General features: G+C 35.8%; 17 protein-coding genes. 13 read left to right on the forward strand and 4 right to left on the reverse strand.

Annotated elements, in window-relative coordinates; all coding sequences use genetic code 11:
• Nucleotides 1-267: 267 nt before the first annotated feature.
• The 9 genes from IPI65_15005 (at nt 268) to IPI65_15045 (ending at nt 9,923) form a co-directional block, all read left to right on the forward strand.
• A complete protein-coding gene (locus tag IPI65_15005) occupies nt 268-1,938 on the forward strand; it encodes a T9SS type A sorting domain-containing protein (GenBank protein ID MBK7442781.1) in 1,671 nt (556 codons plus the stop codon).
• A gap of 542 nt (nt 1,939-2,480) precedes the next feature.
• A complete protein-coding gene (locus IPI65_15010; GenBank protein ID MBK7442782.1) occupies nt 2,481-2,789 on the forward strand; it encodes a hypothetical protein in 309 nt (102 codons plus the stop codon).
• Nucleotides 2,790-2,791: 2 nt separating this feature from the next.
• Nucleotides 2,792-2,935: a DUF2256 domain-containing protein gene (locus tag IPI65_15015; GenBank protein ID MBK7442783.1), complete on the forward strand. Its 144-nt coding sequence runs from the start codon at nt 2,792-2,794 to the stop codon at nt 2,933-2,935.
• Nucleotides 2,936-3,622 (forward strand): SDR family oxidoreductase, encoded by a 687-nt coding sequence (locus IPI65_15020; protein MBK7442784.1) that lies wholly within the window; start codon nt 2,936-2,938, stop codon nt 3,620-3,622.
• Between the two features lie 4 nt (nt 3,623-3,626).
• On the forward strand, nt 3,627-4,094 hold the full coding sequence (locus tag IPI65_15025; protein ID MBK7442785.1) for an SRPBCC family protein: 468 nt from the start codon (nt 3,627-3,629) through the stop codon (nt 4,092-4,094).
• Nucleotides 4,095-4,162: 68 nt separating this feature from the next.
• Nucleotides 4,163-6,019 carry a gliding motility-associated C-terminal domain-containing protein gene (locus tag IPI65_15030; GenBank protein ID MBK7442786.1) on the forward strand — a complete coding sequence of 619 codons (1,857 nt, stop codon included), beginning with the start codon at nt 4,163-4,165 and terminating at the stop codon, nt 6,017-6,019.
• Nucleotides 6,020-6,196: 177 nt separating this feature from the next.
• On the forward strand, nt 6,197-7,279 hold the full coding sequence (locus IPI65_15035; protein ID MBK7442787.1) for a DUF4118 domain-containing protein: 1,083 nt from the start codon (nt 6,197-6,199) through the stop codon (nt 7,277-7,279).
• Nucleotides 7,272-7,955, forward strand: a complete 684-nt coding sequence (locus tag IPI65_15040; GenBank protein MBK7442788.1) for a response regulator — start codon at nt 7,272-7,274, stop codon at nt 7,953-7,955. Before IPI65_15035 ends, IPI65_15040 begins: the two co-directional genes overlap by 8 nt.
• 18 nt (nt 7,956-7,973) lie before the next feature.
• Nucleotides 7,974-9,923, forward strand: coding sequence for a KUP/HAK/KT family potassium transporter (locus tag IPI65_15045; GenBank protein MBK7442789.1), 1,950 nt, complete (start codon nt 7,974-7,976; stop codon nt 9,921-9,923).
• 67 nt (nt 9,924-9,990) lie between these two features.
• Here the strand turns inward: IPI65_15045 and IPI65_15050 are convergent, their stop codons facing one another.
• Nucleotides 9,991-10,431, reverse strand: a complete 441-nt coding sequence (locus IPI65_15050) for an SRPBCC family protein (GenBank protein MBK7442790.1) — start codon at nt 10,429-10,431, stop codon at nt 9,991-9,993.
• A gap of 138 nt (nt 10,432-10,569) precedes the next feature.
• Here IPI65_15050 and IPI65_15055 point away from each other — a divergent pair, with 138 nt between their 5' ends.
• Entirely contained in the window at nt 10,570-11,517 is a 948-nt protein-coding gene (locus tag IPI65_15055; GenBank protein ID MBK7442791.1) for a galactose oxidase, read from the forward strand.
• A 2-nt stretch (nt 11,518-11,519) separates the two neighbouring features.
• On the opposite strand, the gene IPI65_15060 is transcribed toward IPI65_15055, so the two are convergent.
• A complete protein-coding gene (locus IPI65_15060) occupies nt 11,520-14,381 on the reverse strand; it encodes an SBBP repeat-containing protein (GenBank protein MBK7442792.1) in 2,862 nt (953 codons plus the stop codon).
• Between the two features lie 526 nt (nt 14,382-14,907).
• On the opposite strand from IPI65_15060, the gene IPI65_15065 reads away from it, so the two are divergent.
• From IPI65_15065 to IPI65_15075, 3 genes are read left to right on the forward strand one after another with little or no spacing between them, the layout of a single operon-like run.
• Nucleotides 14,908-16,137, forward strand: a complete 1,230-nt coding sequence (locus IPI65_15065; GenBank protein MBK7442793.1) for a T9SS type A sorting domain-containing protein — start codon at nt 14,908-14,910, stop codon at nt 16,135-16,137.
• Nucleotides 16,138-16,157: 20 nt separating this feature from the next.
• Entirely contained in the window at nt 16,158-17,423 is a 1,266-nt protein-coding gene (locus IPI65_15070) for a T9SS type A sorting domain-containing protein (GenBank protein ID MBK7442794.1), read from the forward strand.
• Between the two features lies 1 nt (nt 17,424).
• Nucleotides 17,425-17,811, forward strand: coding sequence for a DUF4907 domain-containing protein (locus IPI65_15075; GenBank protein MBK7442795.1), 387 nt, complete (start codon nt 17,425-17,427; stop codon nt 17,809-17,811).
• Nucleotides 17,812-17,871: 60 nt separating this feature from the next.
• Here the strand turns inward: IPI65_15075 and IPI65_15080 are convergent, their stop codons facing one another.
• On the reverse strand, nt 17,872-18,525 hold the full coding sequence (locus tag IPI65_15080; GenBank protein ID MBK7442796.1) for a response regulator transcription factor: 654 nt from the start codon (nt 18,523-18,525) through the stop codon (nt 17,872-17,874).
• Nucleotides 18,526-18,564: 39 nt separating this feature from the next.
• Entirely contained in the window at nt 18,565-21,585 is a 3,021-nt protein-coding gene (locus IPI65_15085) for a hypothetical protein (GenBank protein ID MBK7442797.1), read from the reverse strand.
• Nucleotides 21,586-21,614 lie beyond the last annotated feature (29 nt).

The raw sequence follows: 21,614 nt of genomic DNA on the forward strand, positions 1-21,614 counted from the left end.
TAACCGCAAAGAACCAAAGGCCACAAAGTGACACAAAGTTTTAATACCATTCACTTAGCGATACTTAGCGGCCTTAGCGCCTTAGTGGTTTTGTTCCTAAAATGAACATCTAAAATATTAATGTGCTATTGCGCCAATGAAGTAGCTGAATTTGTCGAATAATTGAAATTTTTAGCACGAAATCCCTTCAGCAAATTTGCTAATCAGCTAATTAGCTAATTAACCTCAAAGATTTTATTTTGTTAAATTTGATTTCAAATTCGCATCATGAAAACGTTTTATATTTTGGTTGCCCTGTTGTTGCTTAAGCCTTTTGGTATATCTGCCCAACAAATTCCTGATCAGGAAAATGTTGGCGAGTTGATTAATGTTCCCTGCACTTATGACACGATACAATTTGTAGACCTGGCTGCAGGTTGGATAGCTTACCAAACATTGGATAATACGTCGTATGGCCCGGTAGACACTACATTATGTATTTCCACCAAGGCAGATCCAGGTTATTATGGGATTTCGTTTGATATTGATGAAATGGACACTTCAAAACCTGTATTTTTAAAAGCAGTTTTTAATGATACCAATAAGATTAAGTTGGACTCAAATTTTGTGTATCATTTATCTCTTTATGGTTATTATTTTGAAGATTTTGAAATTGGAGCCGATACAATTGAGTATTACAAAAGTGCAATAATACTTGGTCTCGAACATCCTGATAATACTGATACTACCTTTGTAATTGAACAACAATACCTGAACCTAAGTACAAACGGTTACAGCTACGATATTTGTTTTGCAAGTTCTAAATTTGAAGAGCAGTATATCGCTTCTTTTATTTTTAAGCTTAATCTGAAGATGGATATAGAAGATATCATTTATTTGCAAATACCATATGTAGAGCCGGTTTATGAAACTGAAATTATTGAAGATTTTATTGGTGGAGGATATTTTGGTGCAGATGATCATTATAACATAAATTACATCGACTGGATAGGAGGGACTCAATACTATCTTGGAGTGTATGATAAGCCTGATTACCCATCCGTTCTAACAATAGATACACTTTTAGCAATGCCGGAACCCAATACGGATTATAGTAAAATAATTGATATTACATTCTCAAATTGGAATACTTTTATACAACAAAATTATACGTTATTAGCAGGAAGTATGCCGCTCGTTGACACTGTTCCACATGCTGTAAATTTAATCTTAGAAGATGATGGTATGATGTGCGAAGCCTACGATGTTATTTATGGCAATCGCGTGTCATTTATTTACCGTGGTGGTATGATTGATTTGCCGACACCGGGATCTTGTTTTAATTTTTACCCGGGCTCTACTTTTATTGTTGATGATAATGCAAAACTCGAATATGGTTTATCGGGTTCAGGTATGTTATGGTTGCATTCCGGAAGTGCGATTGAATTAAGAAAAAATGCCAAATTAATTATCGGAAATACGGTTAAAATATCTGATGCAAGCGACAAATTTGATAATGTTTATATCACCCTCGACGAAGGTGATTCATTAATTTTTCAAAATGGCAGTCATATTAAATTGGATACCGCTACAGATAATATGTTTATTTGCCTGTATATGAAGGGTGGGTATGCTGATATCAGCGGTTTGCCAATAGCAGAACAAAAGTATATTCGTTTTATATATCCCAATCAGAAACAGGAGCCTATAAATGTACTGAATCTTTATCCGAATCCATTTGATAATCAGATTGTGGTTGAATTTACCTTGCAGCAAAACGAAAATATCACCCTAAATGTCTATAATTTAAAAGGCGAACAATTATACTCACGTTCAGAAAACGGACGAGAGGGCATAAACAGTTATGCAATTCCATTAAAGGGATTACAAAAAGGTAACTATTTGGTAGAAATTACAGATGGCACAAATACGGTTGTTGAGAAGGTAGTAAAACTTTAAATCAGCAGGAGCTATTTAGCAAATAAGGTAATTAGCAAATTAGTTAATTAGCAAATTAGCTAATTATACCTCCGATAGTCATTCAATCGAAAAGCCAACATCTTCTAATTTGCTAATTTTCTGATTCACCATCCGAATTAAACTCAAATTGTCATCCGAAAACCACAGCCTCTATGCTATACTTCCGAATTAAACTCAAATTGTCATCTAATCGATAAACCCACATTAGCTAATTTGCTAATCGGCTAATTTGCTAATTAATCAATTTAACAGCCATAACCGCAAAGAACCAAAGGCCACAAAGTGACACAAAGTTTTAATACCATTCAATTAGCGATACTTAGCGGCCTTAGCGCCTTAGTGGTTTTGTTCCTAAAATGAACATCTAAAATATTAATGTGCTATTGCGCCAATGAAGTAGCTGAATTTGTCGAATAATTGAAATTTTTAGCACGAAATCCCTTCAGCAAATTTGCTAATAAGCTAATTAATCCCCAAATGAACAATCCTCACCATACCGTGTTTTAATAAAAATTGCATCTATGAACATGATTCTAGCCACTTTGCTGAGTTTGGTAATGGTAACTTCAGCACCTAAAGATTATTATTCGTTTACACTGCGCAACGACAGCGCAAAGTCAATCCCGCTCAATATTCCAACTGTGATGAATCCAAACTTGTCGCCATTTTCGAATAGTGGTGTTTCATTAAAAGAGGGACAGGAAATTTTCTTTTATGAAAATAAAAAGAAATATTTATTACTCACCGTTACACCTGATTTAGAAGGCGATACACTTTATGTAAATGAGTTAATTAAAACACGTAAAGTTGAATTAAATATCGATAAGTAACAGTGCACAAAAAATTGCATCTCCCCCAAAAAACCTGCCCTGTTTGTAAACGTGAATTTGCATGGAGAAAAAAATGGGAAAAGGTTTGGAACGAAGTAATTTATTGCAGCGAAAAATGTAAAAGAAATAAAAAAGGTATCACTTAAATGAAAACTTATTTAGTAGTTGGTGGTTCATCCGGAATTGGTGCTGCAGTGGTTGATGAACTTGCTGAAAAAAATACGGTAATCGCTACTTATTGTAAAAATTACAAAAAGGATATTTCAAATGTAAATTTTCATGAATTTGATGTATTTAATAACAATCCGATAACATTTATTCCTGAAAAGCTCGACGGTTTGGTTTATTGTCCGGGAAGTATTTTATTAAAACCATTTGCCAGAATTAACGAAGCTGATTTTTTAAAAGATTATCAGTTGCAGGTTGTTGGCGCAATAAAAATAATTCAGGCTGCTTTACCTGCGCTTAAAAACAGTGAACAGGCTTCGGTTGTTTTATACTCTACAGTTGCCGTCCAGCGCGGGTTTACATTCCATTCGCTGGTATCGGCATCAAAAGGAGCTGTGGAAGGATTAACCAGAGCTTTAGCCGCCGAATTTGCACCTAAAATACGATTCAATTGTATTGCACCTTCTATCACCAACACACCATTGGCATCAGATTTATTAAACACACCGGAAAAAATTGAAGCGAATGCACAACGACACCCATTAAAAAGAATTGGAAATGTATCGGATATTGCAAAAATGACTGCATTTTTGTTGTCGGAAAACAGTAGTTGGATGACCGGAGAAATTTTACATGTGGACGGTGGCATGAACAGCATTAAATAAAATTATGGGCGTATATACAATCAACACAAAACAAAATTTGCCAATCACCTTACAACAGGCTTGGGATTTTCTTTCTTCTGCAAAAAATTTAAAAGAAATTACGCCCGACCACATGGGGTTTCACATTTTAACAGAAAATTTGCCCGAAAAAGTATATCCGGGCATGATGATAAAATATACTGTTCGTCCGGTTTTAAATATCCCTATGGTTTGGGTTACCGAAATTACGCAGGTAAAAGATTTGCAATTTTTTATTGACGAACAACGTGTAGGCCCTTACCGCATCTGGCATCATGAACATCACTTAAAAGAAATAAACGGAGGCGTTGAAATGCGCGATATTGTTACTTATCAGCCTCCAATGGGATTTTTAGGCAGTATTGCCAATAGCTTATTTATTAAAGCACAATTAAAAAACATTTTCGATTACCGGGAGAAAAAATTAATTGAATTGTTTGGCCCAATGCCTTAAAACGTATCGTTACAATTTTAACTTTTGAATTCCTGATTGGTTTTTTCTATATTTGAAAAAAAGAACCAATGCAAACAAAACTCCTCCTCTTGTTGTGCGGTATGGTGATTATACAGATATCATCTGCTCAGTATAATCTTGTCCCTAATCCGAGTTTTGAAGTGTATAATGCATGCCCTGTTAGTATTTCAGGCTTCGAATTTGCAACAGATAATTATTGCGATGATTGGTATGCAGGAAGTGGCGGAACCCCCGATTATTATAACGCTTGTGCGGGGCCGGGTTCTATGGTTAGTGTGCCCGATAATTTATTTTCTGATGATCAACCTGCCAGAACCGGTGATGCTTATGGCGGGTTTTGGACCGATTTATACGACAATAATTCATTTATATATCGCGAATATGTGCAACGTAAATTAGCTACTCCGCTTGTTGCCGGCGAATGTTATTATGTTGAATTTTGGAGTGCACCCGCAACACAATCGGACTTTGCGGGTTCCGATCATGCTACAACTGATGCAATTGGCGCCTATTTTTCGACGGTAAAGGTTGGTGATGCTTTTGGCAGTGAGGTTTTACCATATACACCTCAAATTGATAATAACGGTTCAGGAAATTATATTTCTACACCCGGCGACTGGACTAAAATATGTGGATTTTTTGAAGCAGAAGGTGGCGAAGAATGGATTTGTATCGGGAATTTTCATGGTGATGATGAAGTTACCGTTGTTGCTTATGAGGGTGGTGTTTTAGCAGCATCACCTTTGGTGTATTTATTTATTGAAGATGTACTGGTGAGTCCAATTGATTCAATGTTGTATTTGCCTGATACTGTTGTGTGTTCCCCGCTGGTTTTAACTGCACCAACTTGTGCAAACAGTTATTTATGGAGCACCGGAGAAACAACGAGTGAAATTACGGTATATGCCTCAGGAGATTATTGGCTTGAAATGGAAACAGGCTGTGGAGTAGTTAATGATACTGCAACAATTTTATTTGTTGAAGACTCCGTTTACACCTCAGAAGAAACAACAGAAATTTGTTTTACGGAATTGCCTTTTACTTTAAATGCCTCACCATCTTATGATGCCTATTTGTGGAGTACCGGAGCAACTACCGATAATATTGTTGTAACAGAATCCGGAACATATTACGTGCAGGGTTATGCCGATTGTGCAACATTTATTGATTCATTTATTGTTGATGTTATTGAACCAATTGGACTGTTTCCTGAATTAGGCGATGATCAATTAATTTGTGATGCAACTTGGGAAATTGTTTTAACTGTTCCATCGGGTTTTGAATCATACGAATGGAGCACCGGTGAAACAGATGAAAGTATTACAGTTTCTTCAGCAGGAACATATTCCATAACCGTTGAAAGCGCCTGCGAAACATTTTCTGATGAAGTAACATTTACTGAAGACCCATATTTAAATGCAACAATTGAACTGGGAGAAGACTTGGTTTTATGTCCTCCCGGAGGCATAGAAACACTATTAATTGATGCAGGTGGCAGTCTGCCGAATTATACCTGGAGCACAGGTGAAACAACAAGCGCAATAACAGTTGATGCACCAGGCACCTATTTTGTGTCATCCGACTTATTATGTAACGACCCAAGTGATACCATTCGCATAACTTATTGTGAAGATATTGCTGTTCCCAATTCATTTAGTCCAAACGGAGATGGTTATAATGATAATGTGTATGTAATTGTAATTGATCCGAACAGAGTTATTTCATTTTTAATTTATAACCGTTGGGGGCAATTAGTATTTGACGGTAATGCCTCAAACTTAAGTTGGGACGGCACCTTTGAAGGTGAAGACCAGCCTTTAGGTAGTTACGTATATGTGCTGAATTATTTGTCGACAACGGGTGAAAATTTATCGATGCAGGGAAATATAACCTTAGTAAGATAAATAGCTGAAAGTGCTACTGCATAAGCATTTTAGTATGTTGTTTTATTCATTGTGATACAAAACAACACTGCCGGTATGTGCTGAAATCTTTATAAAATCTTTATATCCCGGGCATGTCGTTTAATACCAAATTGATAAAAGCAGGATTACCTTTGTGTTGTTAAACAACAATTGGCTATGCCCGGTATGTTATCTTCCAAAAATTCTTTACAGCGACAATTTATTATAAGTACACTCGCTGTGTTAATTATGGCCACCGGCTGTTATTTTTTATCAGCCTATATCGGTTACAAAACAGTGGCATTAATTTTAATGGCAACAGTTTCTGTGGTAGCGATGTTTCTCAGCATCTGGCCTGTTTTATGTGCAGCTGTATTGAGTGCTTTAATCTGGAATTTTTTCTTCATCCCGCCGCACTTTACTTTTCACATCAGTAATACAGAAGATACATTGATGTTTATGATGTATTTTTTAATTGCCTTGGTTAATGCTGTGCTGACAAATAAAATTCGTTCAACAGAAAAACAAACACAAAAGAAAGAGGAAAAAGAAAATACCCTCAAATTATATAATACCTTATTAAATTCATTATCACACGAATTAAAAACACCGATAGCAGCTATTATTGGGGCAACAGATAATTTGCAGACCGATAATATCAAGTTAACAGAAACAAACAGGAGAGAACTTACCGAGGAAATAGCCAAAGCGGCATGGCGACTGAACCGTCAAGTGGAAAATTTATTAAACATGTCGCGGTTGGAATCAGGAATTATTGCACCTAAACTCGACTGGTGTGATATCAATGAATTAATTTATGATATTGTAAACCGCTTAAAGGATAATTACAAAACACATCCTTTTATAGTAAGTGTAAAAGAAGATGTTCCATTATTTAAAATTGACCAGGGACTTATGGATCAGGTTATTTACAATCTGGTTTATAATGCAGCAATTTATACACCTAAACATGCTTTAATCACTATAAAAGCATTTGCTCAGGATGATTTTCTGGTAGTAATTGTTCAGGATAATGGTGACGGTTTTCCTGCAGATGAACTGGAAAATGTTTTTGATAAATTTTATCGTTTACAACATGCACATGCAGGTGGAACGGGACTTGGATTAAGTATTGTAAAAGGTTTTGCTGAAGCACAGGGTGGAACAGTAAGATTGGAAAATATTGCAGATGGTGGAGCGAAATTTACGGTTATAATTCCTGCTGAAACTACATATATGAAAAATTTAAAAAATGAATAATCCGGAAATATTAATCATAGATGACGAGTTGCAAATTTGTAAGTTGTTGCAAATAACACTCGAAAGCAGTGAATACAAAACTGCTGTTGCCAATACCGGAAAAGAAGGATTGATTAAAGCCGCAAACCATCCACCGGATTGCATTCTACTCGATTTAGGTTTGCCTGATTCCAGCGGTCACATTGTGTTGCAACAATTACGCGAATGGTACAATAAACCGATTATTATTTTATCTGTTCATTCTGAAGAAAGTGAAATTGTAAAAGCATTGGATGAAGGTGCTAACGATTATTTAATTAAACCATTCAGAACGGGTGAACTATTAGCACGAATTCGATCAGCCATGCGTCAGTCAACTACAGAAAATGAAGCAATGGTAACCATATTTAAAGGTGTTGAAATAGATTTGGTTGCAAGAACAGTCCGTAAAAACGGTGAATTCATTAAATTAACCGCAACAGAATATACGTTATTATCGCTCTTTGTAAAAAACGAAGGTAAAGTATTAACGCATCAGTATTTATTGCGTGAAGTGTGGGGACCCGGTTATATTCAGCAGTCACAATATTTGCGTGTATTTATTGCACAATTGCGCAAAAAAATTGAAAACGATCCCAATAATCCAACAATCATAGTAACAGAGTCAGGCGTGGGATATCGCTTGTCTGTTGATTAATAGTAAAATAAATTAGATATGCATCTGGCAAAAGATAGTAAGATCAATAAAATTACAGCAGCCTCATTATTAGTAGCTCTTGGAATTATTTATGGTGATATCGGAACAAGTCCCCTGTACGTTTTAAAAGCCATTGTTTTAGACCGCCCCATTGAAGAAGTATTAGTGTTAGGAGGTGTTTCCTGTATATTCTGGACACTTGTTTTTCAAACTACATTAAAATATATCGTGCTTACGTTGCGCGCGGATAACGAAGGTGAAGGTGGAATTTTTTCGTTGTATTCATTAGTCCGTCGTTATGGAAAAAAATTGGTGATACCAACAATTTTAGGTGCAACTACATTACTTGCTGATGGTATTATTACACCACCAATTTCTGTTTCATCGGCTGTGGAAGGATTGGAAATTGTTCCGGGAATGGGACATATTCCAACTGTGCCAATTGTAATTGGAATTTTATCACTCATCTTTTTTATGCAACGATTCGGGACACAAAAAGTAGGTTCTGCTTTTGGACCGGTAATGGTTGTTTGGTTTTCGATGTTGTTTGTTGTTGGAATAAGTCAGATTATACATTATCCGGATGTATTTAAAGCGCTAAACCCAAAGTATGCATATGAATTATTGGTATTATATCCAAAAGGATTTTGGCTTTTAGGTGCTGTATTTCTTGCTACAACCGGAGCCGAGGCATTGTACTCAGATTTAGGGCATTGTGGTAGAAAAAATATTCGTATTACCTGGGGTTTTGTTAAAACCTGTTTAATGATAAATTATCTCGGTCAGGCAGCATGGTTATTACACGAAGGCGGAGCAACTCTGGATGGCAGAAATCCATTTTTTGAAATGATGCCACACTGGTTTGTTATTCCGGGCATTTTAATCGCCACAATGGCTGCTATTATTGCTTCTCAGGCTTTAATCAGTGGTAGTTATACATTAATTAATGAGGCCATGAACTTAAACTTCTGGCCGAGAGTTTTGGTTCGCCAACCCACCGATTTAAAAGGACAGATTTATATCCCGAGTGTAAATATTATGTTGTGGTTAGGTTGTGTCGGAACGGTTTTATATTTCCGTTCATCAGAACACATGGAAGCAGCGTATGGATTTTTTATCACCATCACCATGTTAATGACTACCGTATTATTAACCTATTTCATGTTGTATCGATTAAAATGGAATAAGTTTTTAGTATTCGGAATTGTTTCATTTTTTGCAACAATCGAAATTTCCTTTTTTATTGCGAACGTGGTTAAAATTAAAGAAAGCTGGACCTTCTTGTTTTTTGCAATGTTTATTTTCCTCACCATGTATATCTGGTATAGAGCGCGCAAAATCAATAATCGTTTTACCAAATTTGTTGACATCGGAAAATATACCAAACAATTAATTGAATTAAGTCACGATGATGCGATTGCAAAATTTTCGACACATTTAATTTATTTAACAAAAGCTGATTATCGCCACGAAATTGAAGATAAAGTAATTCGCTCCATCTTTTCCAAAAAACCGAAACGTGCTGATGTTTACTGGTTTGTTCACATAAATCGCACTGAACATCCTTACACTTTAAACTACGATGTTTCAGAACTGGTAGATGATAAGGTAATTAAAGTAACCATCCATGTCGGCTTCCGCGTGCAGTTGAGGACAGAATTGTATTTCAAAAAAATTGTTCAGGAACTCGTTGCCAACAAAGAATTAAATCTCCATATCCGCCCCGATGGTTCTACAAAATATAATGCGGAACCCGATTTTAAATTTGTTGTTATCGAAAAATTCCTTTCTGTTGAAAATGAATTCTCATTAAAAGAAGGTTTATTAATGAACACTTATTTCTTTTTAAAACGGATCAGTCAGCGTGATGAACGTGCCTTCGGTTTGGATAAAAGTGATGTGCTCGTAGAGCAGGTGCCTTTAGTTTATGCGCCTGTGCAAACTGTTGAACTTACTAGATTAAATTAATTTATTACACAAAATAATCCCGGTTGCAATCAATATCAGCAACCGGGATTATTTTTTGCATATGATTTTAATTGCTGCTTTCAGCAAATAGTTTAAAATCATCAAGAAATTTTTGCGACTGTTTTTTAAAAGCTCCAGGCATTAGCGTACTGATTGTTTTCATCATGAATCCTGAAAATTTAAATTCAGTTTCAGTTATCCATGTAGTGCTTCCATCACCATTATCAATAAATGAATTGCTGACGTGATTCCACACATTTTTAGCTTCATAAATGCCTGCAAATATTTTTGGCAAATTGCGTTCAGTTATAGTTTCAGTCATTTCAACAAGTCGGTTACCCATTTGATAAATTAATTTTGAAACAGCACCTGGCTGACCTGCAACACCTTTTATCAACTCAAAAGATTGTAAACTTGGTTGCCAGTGTTTCATGTTGTCGGGATTATCAAATAGGGCAATTACTACGTCTATCGGTTTTTGAATGACTATTGAATTTTGATATTTCATAAAGCGAAATTATTATATCTGAAGAAAATGTAGCGTAAAATGTTGTGTCAAATAATTTTATGATAAAACATGGCTACTTGCAATTTTTACAAATTATTGTAAATTTAACATGAAAATAACACGAAAATAACCTGATTTATGTCGCGACCTCTCCTCAAAACCCTTGCCGTAGCAGCGTTTTTATGTTTTTCCATCAATCCCATTGATGCTGAACTCAAATGGGTTGAAAAAGCCAATTTTGGTGGTGAAGCCCGTCACCGAGCCATAGGTTTTTCGGTAGGTGGTCGTGGTTACATGGGTCTTGGGCATTATAATTCAATTGTAGATGTGCTGTTTAACGACATCTGGGAATATGATCCCGGCACCAATACCTGGGCACAAAAAGCGGATTATCCTGGCGGAAAAATGTTGCAGGTGGCAGCTTTTACCATTGGCGATATCGCATATGTAGGAACCGGGAGAGATGAAGGATTTGTTGAGCACAGGGATTTTTATGCCTACAATCCTAAAATAAACGAATGGACACCAATAGCAAATTTTGGCGGAACAGCAAGACATGGTGCCGTTGGATTTTCCATTGGTGATAAGGGTTATGTTGGCACCGGCAGCGATTTTAATTACCGCAAAGATTTTTGGGAATACAATCCCGCAACAGATATCTGGACACAAAAAACCAATTTCCCCGGAGCAGGCCGAATTGCTGCAGTGGGATTTGCCATTGGCAACAAAGGTTATATCGGAACCGGAAATGCCTATTCTTCCACAAACGATTTTTACGAATATGATCCCAATACCGATACCTGGTCAATGAAGTCAGATGTTCCCGGACCTACACGACAGGAAGCATGCGGTTTTGCAATGAACGGTTCCGGTTATATCGGCACCGGTGATGATTATTCAAGTGGCACAAATTACGACGACTGGTGGCGTTATCGCCCTGAAACCGATACTTGGGATTCTGTTCCTGAATTTCCGGGAATAGGTCGCAGATATATGAGTGCATTTACTATCGACAATCACGCCTATTGCGGACTCGGCACCAGTGGAACAAACATGCGCGATTTGTGGGAATTAAAAGAATTGTGATGTTAATTCCGGAAGTAATAAAAATCTTCTGCTAAATATTCCGTTCCAAAATTTATTTTAATAAAGTAAATTCCACTAGACAAATTTGGTAAATTTAAAGTAAGTGTATTTGCTCCTGAACTAATCATGAAGTCTGAGTAATAAATAGTTGCGCCATTTAAATCGATAATTTGTAAACCACTTTGTAAATCACAAATAGCTTGTATAACTATTTCAATACCATTGTTATCACTGGTAATTACTTCGATGGAATTTTGAAGCGATGTAACGGTTATCGGAATTATTCCCTTTTCAACGATATCACCTGCATCATCAATTGAAGATAATTTATAATACCAGGTGCCCGTTTGCAAACCATAATCATCAAAAGTGTATTTCATCATTTCGGTACTATTGCCTTTGGCAGTTATTTGACCAACAGGAATAAATATTTCACCATCAAGTGACTTTTCCAACAAATAAAATTCTGTATGTAACTGACTTGATACGGACCAGTTTAATCGTACAAAATTATTTATCTGAACAGCGGTAAATTCGGTAACATCAACAGGTAAAGCGCAAACAATATCGATACTGGCAACATTAATATTACAATCTGCATCCGTTACTGTTACGGTATAAACATCAGGACATAACCCGGTTGCAATTGCAGTAGTTTGACCATCACTCCACAAATAGGAATACGGTTCTACACCACAATCAGGAATGGCAACAGCAGTATCAATACAAAAACAAAAATTAGAATTTTCGGTAGTAATATTTAACGGAACAGCCACGAACTTGCCTATAAATGCTTCATTATCGCCGTTATGTGTTCCATCATAATAAGCAGTTCCACCCGGATCTACTAAAGGCACCGCAGCACCCGGATCATACTCATTATATTGCCCGGTCATATAAAGTGATTTTCCATCTAATTGTGAAACGCCAATACAGGCATCTAATTCTTCATTATCATAACCATAATAAGTTGCCCAGGTTATTAATCCGTAGTCAGTAAATCTGGTTATAAAAATGTCACCAAAGTCTTCATATTGGTCGTCGTAATAACTTGAACAACCTGCATCATATACAGGCATATCAGTTGATGCTGTTGTAATTACAAAATAAATATTTCCGCAAAAATCTTCTGCTAAAATATCCCATTTATGTGCACTTTCATTTGAATTTCCGCCTAAATAAGTTGCCCATAAACGATTACCGGTATTGTCAAATTTTATGATTTGACCATCAGATATTCCACTCAAAACCGACTGATAAAAATATCCTGCATCAGCAGTAGGAAAATTGTTCGACCGCGTCCATCCGCCAACGTAAATATTATCGCTTACATCTGTAATTACACTATTGCCATAATCTGCATCTAAACCACCATAATATGTTGCCCATTGCCGTGCACCGGTATTGGTAAATTTTAAAACATATAAATCCGTATCACCGGCCATCGTATTTTGATAAAAAGTACCGGCATCATAAATTGGAAAATTTGTAGAACGTGTTTCGCCGGTTACAAAAATATTTCCGCTGCCATCTGATGCAATGGAATTGCCAACATCATATAAACTGCCACCATAATAAGTTGCCCAAATGCGTGTTCCGGCATTATTAAATTTTAAAATAAATGCATCCTGAACACCTCCCATTGCTGCCTGATAAAAAGTGCCTGCATTTAGTTTAGGAAAATCTGTTGATTCAGTATATCCTGTAACAAAAATATTACCGGAAGGGTCTGTAGTTATGCCATAACCACCTTCTTTTTTATCACCACCATAATATGTTGCCCACATGCGTGACCCTGATGCATCAAACTTTAAAATAAATACATCCTCATCACCGGTTAATGCAGCCTGATAAAAAGTGCCCGCATTGTAAACCGGAAAATTTGGAGAAACAGTTTCTCCCGATACAAAAATATTGTTACTGCCGTCTGTAGTAACTGAATATGCCCATTCCTCTTTATTTCCACCATAAAATGTAGCCCATAACAGTGCTTCAGTTGGTGAGAACTTCACTATCATGGCATCTTCAAGTGGTGCTTTTGCTCCCTGGTAAAAAGTGCCTGCATTTAATGTTGGAAATCCCGGCGAATCTGTCCATCCTACCACAATTAAATTGCCATCGGCATCCGTTGTTACGCTGTTAAAACATTCTTCTTTATTACCACCAAAATAGGTGCACCAATATAATTGCGGATCAATAGTAACCGATACATCATTGTCATATTCATTCAAATGAAAATTTACGGCAACTTTATGTTCGTTTATTTGTTGTAGCTCAAAATTGGATAGTATGTTAATGCCACTTATTGTTTCGTAACTGGTTGGAGCAAGTTCAGTAATATTTCCAATAATTGTATTTATGTTTATATTCCCATCATCATCAAGGGTAATTGGGAAATTAGAATTATAAATCAATTTAATTGCTGCCGCATTAATGCCCGGTGCTAAAATAAAATTATATTTTAAACCGGTTTCATCATCCAATAAAATTTCCCAGTCAATTCCTTCATAAATATTTTTAATAACCACTTTCCCAAACCCATCTGCAGCAACGCCTAGTGGCACCAGCTCATTAAAATAATTAAGCTTACAGCCGGCTGTATCATAACCATAAACATTTTCAGCCAAAATAACTGCATTATCTAATTCAATATCCATTCTTTCCCAATGCCATACTTTTTCATTCAATAAGCTGTCATTGGATAATATCGGTTTTAAAAATAAAAGGGTAAGTCCTTTTTTCGTGATGAATATGTCAATATTGGGAACACTTGCAGTAAATAAAACTGAAGGAACGGCATTACCATCCATATCCTTAAACTGACCGAGATTTTCAATAAAATAACTGACAGTTGTTGCCGGCATTATTTGTGACTTTGCCGGTTGAACAAAGGTTAAACTTAACAATAAGAAAAAAAATTGTGTGCGAAGTACATTAAGGGAAAACATCCTTTTTATCATATACTTCAATTTGAAAACAAAGGTGATAAGCCAAACCCCCGAATAAAAGGACAAAAATCACCTGCTTCCAATCACAATTTCTCCGCGATACAGTCTGTTCCGGATTACAATTTTAATTATATTAAATCTAAATAGGTTGTATCGCTTTATGCATCCCCAATAGCAGGGTTTACTTACCTGAATTTTTGTAAATTAAATGTGTATACATATAAATTGAGCTGCCCTTTTTCCGTCAATAAATTCATTAAAATAACCTTAATATTTTAGCAACAACCACGGCATTTGGGCAATAACCGAATGAAAAATCGGGCAAATTTGTAATTTGGTGTTAATTTTTATTAAATTTATGTTTTCAAATAGTTTTGAGGTTTTCCACATCAATTTTGGAATTCCTTGTAACATAAATGCCTGATAACCAAACACATATACATTGAAAAAACTCCTCTTTTCCTTCATTTTATGCCTTGTTTTTTACACGGGTAAGTCACAAAACACCTGGTCAACTATCGCATCCTTCGGTGGTGGTGAACGCGAACGAGCCATAGCCTTTGTTATTGGCAGCCGGGCATACGTTGGAACAGGTATCGATTCGGCCAATATTTGTAAATCCGATTTATGGGAATATGACCCGGGCACAAACAGCTGGACGCAGAAAGCAAATGTTCCCGGAAGTGGGAGGAGAGATGCTATCGCATTTGCTATCGGCAACCGTGGTTATGTTGGCACCGGGTTAAATGGAATTCTTGCATGGGCAGGAACAAAACGAAAAGATTTTTATGAATATAATCCGATAACAAATACGTGGACAACAAAAGATGAATGGGAAGGAAATTTTGGAGGCGGCGTTTATTTTGCTTCTGCATTTTCTGTAAATGATAAAGGATATCTCGTGTGCGGAAAATTCGGACCAAGTTATTATTCAAATGAATTATGGCAATATGATCCTGTTACGAATGATTGGTCGAAAAAAGCAAATGTTCCGGGAGGAACAAGATATGGTGTTACTGCTTTTGCAATGAACGGCAAAGGTTATGTTGGTTGCGGTGCTGATGAAAATTATTATGTGAATTCATTTTATGAATATAATCCAAATACCGACGTTTGGACCGAACGAGCACCATTTCCGGGTTCACCACGATTTAATGCAATTGGTTTAGCAATTAATGGTCGCGGATTTATCGGTTTAGGAACCGATGGCGGTTATCAGAAAGATTTTTATGAATATGACCCCGTTTCAGATCACTGGATGCAAAAAGCAAGTATACCCGGCGCTGAACGCCGCTCCTGCGTTGCCTTTACCATCGATGGTTATGGTTATGTAGGTACCGGAAAAGGAGTAGATGGTGTTAAAAGAAGTATGTATAAATACAAACCGTATTTTTTATTTGCTAATGAAAATATAGGTGAAAAAATTGCTGCAGAAGTATATCCAAATCCAGTTCAGCAACATGCAAATATCACCGTTAAAAATATTGAAAATGCAGATTTAGAATTAACTGTTTTTAATGCAAACGGTACTGCGGTAGCACATCAGAAAATACAAGGCAATACATTTAATTTCAACCGCGGAATTTTACCCGATGGTATTTATGTATACGAAATAACAGTTACTAATAACACTGAAAAAAATTATTTATCCGGAAAATTATTTTTACAATAATCACACTCAGAAATACATACATGAAAAAATTTATACTCCTCAATAGTATTGTTTTACTTTCAGCAAGTTCCATTTTTGCACAACCGGCATGGGAAAAAAAGGCAGATTTTCCCGGCGATGGAAGAAGTGCAACTTCAACTTTCAGCTTTAGCGATTATGGTTATATCGGACTCGGTTACGATGGTGAAGATTTTCGTCGCAGCTTTTATGTATATGACCCGGTTAACGATAGTTGGATTCAAACCGAAAGTCTGGGAGGCGCAGTGGGAAAGGGTTTGGAACGAAACCTCGCTGCAAGTTTTACCATTGGCAACAAAGGATTTATCGCAACAGGTCAGGGTGGAGATCCGTTTTTGAACGACTTTTGGGAGTATGATTATTCAACAAATATCTGGACACCGGCACCAAATGTTGGTGGTATCGACAGACGTGGTGGAATTGGTTTTGCTGCTGCCGGAAAAGGATATGTTGGTTTAGGTCAGGATGTTTCCGGTTATAGAAAAGATTTATGGCAATTTGATACACTCACAAATACATGGACGCAAAAAGCAGATTTTGTTGGCAGCGCACGCCGATTTGCTGTTGCTTTTGTTGTTGATGAAAGAGTATTTGTTGGCACCGGTGATGACGGCGCATTCACCAACGATTTTTATGAATATATTCCCTTCACAAATTCATGGATTATAAGAAATGATTTCGCAGGCAGTCCGCGTTACAGCGCAACTGCATTTGCCGTTAACGGAAAAGGATACCTCACTTGTGGTTATGATACTACATTAGCAAATAGAAGTGATTTCTGGGAATATGACCCAACATTTGATACATGGACACAATTGGTGGATTTCCCCGGTGGTCCGCGCGCGAATGCTGCTGCATTTGTTATCGATACACTCGCATTTGTTGGTATGGGTTACGACACTTCGTTTTATTACGATTTATGGCTTTGGGGCGATACGTCCGAAATAATTAAACCGGATACAGCTGATACTACCATTGCAGTTTATAATATTTATGCAAATCCGGCAACAATTTTAATTGCACCAAATCCAATTTATGGAAATGCAACAATTCAAATTCAATCGACAACCCATTACGAAAATATTAAAATTCAAATAATCGATTTATCCGGTAAAGATGTTACCCAACAATGCCGCATCACCGATGTGCAATATGTCAATAATACGTATAACTGCAATATTGAAAATCGTGATTTACCTCCGGGCACTTATCAATGTGTTATTAAAGACAAAAATATTATCGGTGTAAAACAATTTATCGTATTGTAACATGTTTAGAAGCATCATTTACATTGGTATAATTATTTTTTTGGGGGGAAGGTTCATTTCCTGTAAGCCGGAAACGAATTCTATTAATTCAACTACTGATAACGCTGTTACTAATCCCGGTACCAACCCAGATATCGGCGTGGCAACTGCTGAAGTAAAAACAACAATTATCGCCGTTGACGGTGGATGGGGTTATGATGTATCGCTTAATGGTCAGCCTTATATTCATCAGGTACATATTCCCGCAATAAATGGCAATCACGTTTTTATTTCCGAACAGGAAGCCCAAAAAGTGGCTGACCTAGTAGCCCAAAAAATTCAAAACAACGAAATGCCACCCTCTGTAGATGTTGAGGAATTAAATGCATTAAATATTACGATAAAATAGTTTATAATTCGTGTAGCTATCGTATACACAAATTGTTAAATAAATTGATTGAGCTGAATTTTACCAGTTATTTTTTGCAGCTAAATTTACCAACTGTATTTTACTGCTAATGTGCAGTTTTGTATAAATATTAGCAATATGTTTTCTAACAGTATTAGGACTAATAAATAATTTTTCAGCGATGGCTTTGTAGTCGCTTCCTTGTACTAATAACTTTAATATTTCCATCTCCCTGTTCGATAAATCACTAGGCTCTGTAACACTTTTTTCGTTTACCAATGGATTAACCATCAGATTTAATGTTTTCCGTGCTATTCTGGGCGACATTGGTGCGCCTTCTTCATAAATGGCCTGTTTCAAGCCTTCCAAAATTGTTGTAATTTTTTCATCCTTAAGAAAATACCCAGATGCACCGGCCTTTATCGCTTCAAAAAGTTTATCGTCATCATCAAAAACGGTAAGCATAATAAATTTCACTTCAGGATATAATATGCTCCCATTATAAACGGCCTGTATACCATCCATTTCAGGCATTTCAATATCCATTAATACAATTTCCGGCCTTGTTTTAGAGGTTGACAATTTCATCTTATCCAAAAAATCTTTTCCATTTACTGCGGTAAAAACAATTTCCACTTCATTGGAATACACAATCTTTTCAGAAATAGATTGCCTGTTTTGATATTTGTCGTCAACTATCGCAAGTTTAATCATAAGATGTAAATTTACTCAGGCTTTGCCTGTTCTGAAATACTACATTTGAAGTATTTTGTTATGTAATACAGTTAAGTTAATCGTAGTGCCTTTGGATATTCCCGATTGTATATTAATGTTTCCACCAATTTCCTTTGCCCTGGCTTTCATGTTTTCAAGTCCATAATGTACATGTTCATCAATCTGTAAAGGGTCAAACCCTATTCCATTATCTGCTATACTCAACAAAAATGTACCTTCTAAGGTAGTGGTTATTTCTACCTCAACTTTACTAGCTTTTGCATATTTGAGGCAATTGTTCGCAATTTCCTGACCAATCCTGAATATATGTAATGCTGCTGAAGGGCTAAAGGTAACATTCATCATAATCTCCTCTTTAAATACTAAACTGATTTCAGGATTAAACTGCATTTGCTTTTGAAAAAATGCTTTTAACCTGTCACTTAAATCCTCAACTTCTATGCTTTCTTTATTTAATGCCCAAATGGTTTCACGTAAATTGCTGATTACATGTTGTGCAGTGTTATTTATTTCTAAAAGCCGCTTTCGCTTCTCGTCTTCGGTATTTACCTTTACCGGATTAATTATCCAATCAATATTTGAATTAATAAAACTTAACTGAGCCCCAACATTATCATGCAAATCGCGCGATATCCTTTCCCGTTCATCCTGCAGTTTCTTTTGAATTTCAGCAAGTCTGCGCTGCTTTCTGGTATTGTATCTGTTAATTTGCAGCATGACAAAAACAAGCAGTGCAACAAACAAAATAATTAACAACATTCTAAACCATACTGTTTGCCAGTAGGGCGGACTAATATTGATATACAATTTCGCCGGTATAAAATTCCACACATTATCATTATTACTGGAAATAACTTCAAATACATAATTGCCCGGTGCTAGGTTCGGGTAACGAACAAATCGTTGATTATGTGCATCAACCCATGTTTTATCCACACCTACAAGACGATATTTATATTGATTTAAAGCCGGATTCGTAAATTCAATTCCGGCAAACTGAATAGAAACCGTATTTTCATCATATTTTAAATGCAACGATTTTAAAAAGGCGTAACTAGTGTCACTTATTAGCGGCTCGTCGTTTATTAATATATTATTTATAAGGGTAATAGGCAAAATCGGATTATCAGAAATCGCTTTTGGTTTAAAGTAATTTACGCCTTTAATACCACCTAAATAAAAATACCCGTTAATATCTCGATAAAATGCACCTGTATTAAATTCATTTGACTGAACACCATCACTTTTGGTATAATTGCGGAAGGATAATTTATCGTAATTAAATTGGGAAATACCCTTGTTATGGCTCATCCAGCAGTTTCCATCTGCTTCAAATAAAATACTGTAAACATATTCATTCGGCAAGCCGTTGCTAGTATTAAAAGTATTTTTCAACTTACCCTGAACATCTAAAACAAATAAACCTTTATCCCCGCAAATCCAAATATCACCGTTAGGGTGCTGTGCAATACATTTTACGTTTAAATCAACCGGTAAATCAAGCTTGTGCCAGTTTTCACGCGTTTTAACATAAGCGCCATTATAACTCCCAACCCATAAATGATTAATTTTATCAGAAAATATATAGTTGGTATTTGCATTAGGAATACTGTCAATTTGTTCAATCTTGAATTTGCTACTGTTAAAAGTTCCGCGGTAAATAAAACTATTTCTTACAAAAAGAATGGTAGAATCATTGATTTTTGAAAAACAATTCGTGAAATTATCATTGGAGTTAAAATCAGGTTTAATTTTTGTTAAATTGGAAATTACACTTTCATAGTGATTCGTTTTCCAATCTAAAATGCCAACATCATTATCAAGTGTAAATCCGACTAAAATTTTATTTTCAGATAATGGCATTATCGAATTTACAGCGTCAGCTGGCAAATTCGAATTTTTAGTGTCAATATGTTTAACCAGTTCATTATTGTCTGTATATACATCTATTCCACCATCAAAATAGCCTACAAATAAATTTTTATCACTTTTGTTTATTGCTTTTACAATGGTAAAATTTTCGTTGTATGGCGTTAATAATTCGAATTTTTTGCTGTTCATTAAAAAACACCTTACGCCACTTGCTGTAGTGCCTGCCCATAAATTTCCACTGCGGTCTTTAAAAAGGCAATCGCCAATAGCAATGTTTTCGGCAGGTATTTTACTGAAAACAAATCGTTTTATCGATAAATTTTTCACATCTAGAATAAAAATACCATCGGTTGTACCGGCATAATAAAGGTCACTGCTATAAGGAATAATACAGTTCACAAAAACCAATTTGTCCCGATCACTTAAATAGGCATCCGTAATTGTAAATTCATGTATATTAATACCTTGCTCATTTACATATAATATACTGTTATGGCTACCTGAAATTAAAAAGTTGTTCTCTGATGTAATACAAATCCCACCTAAACGCGGATTAAGAAAACGATTAAATTGTTTTGTTTTAATATCGAATTTATAAATGCCACTTACTTCAAGTGCAAGATAAATATTGCCCTGGCTGTCAAACTTCGCAGTTACACATTTTTCATTATTAATTTCCTTAAAGCCATATTTATTGACAATTTTACCCTGTTTGTTAAACTCAACAATCCCTTCACCATAAATCCACGTCCAAACATTTCCCTTTTTATCTTCACCAACTATTTTATTAATAATATCTCTGTTTTTTTTTGCCGGATAAAGAAAAATATTATCAAATATTGCGGTTTGCTGATAAAATTTACTGATACCGCTGGTGTGTGCAATCCATAAGTTATTCTCAATATCTGCATAAACATCATGTCTGCAATTTTCAGAAATGCTGCTCGAATCACCTGAGTTGTTTTTATATATGGTAATATTAAATCCGTCATAACTGCATAATCCATCTAATGTGCCAAACCAAATCAAACCATTTTTATCCTGCGTTATTGACCATACGCTGTTTAATGGCAATCCATCATCTACAGTCAATATTGATGATGGCACTTGTGCAAATGTGAAGTGACAAATCAATAGGAACAGTATACTAATAATAGGTTTTATCATAATGTATTATTTCAACTGGAATTACCCTT

Source organism: Bacteroidota bacterium, from assembly GCA_016706255.1.
Classification (GTDB): Bacteria; Bacteroidota; Bacteroidia; order Chitinophagales; family BACL12; genus UBA7236.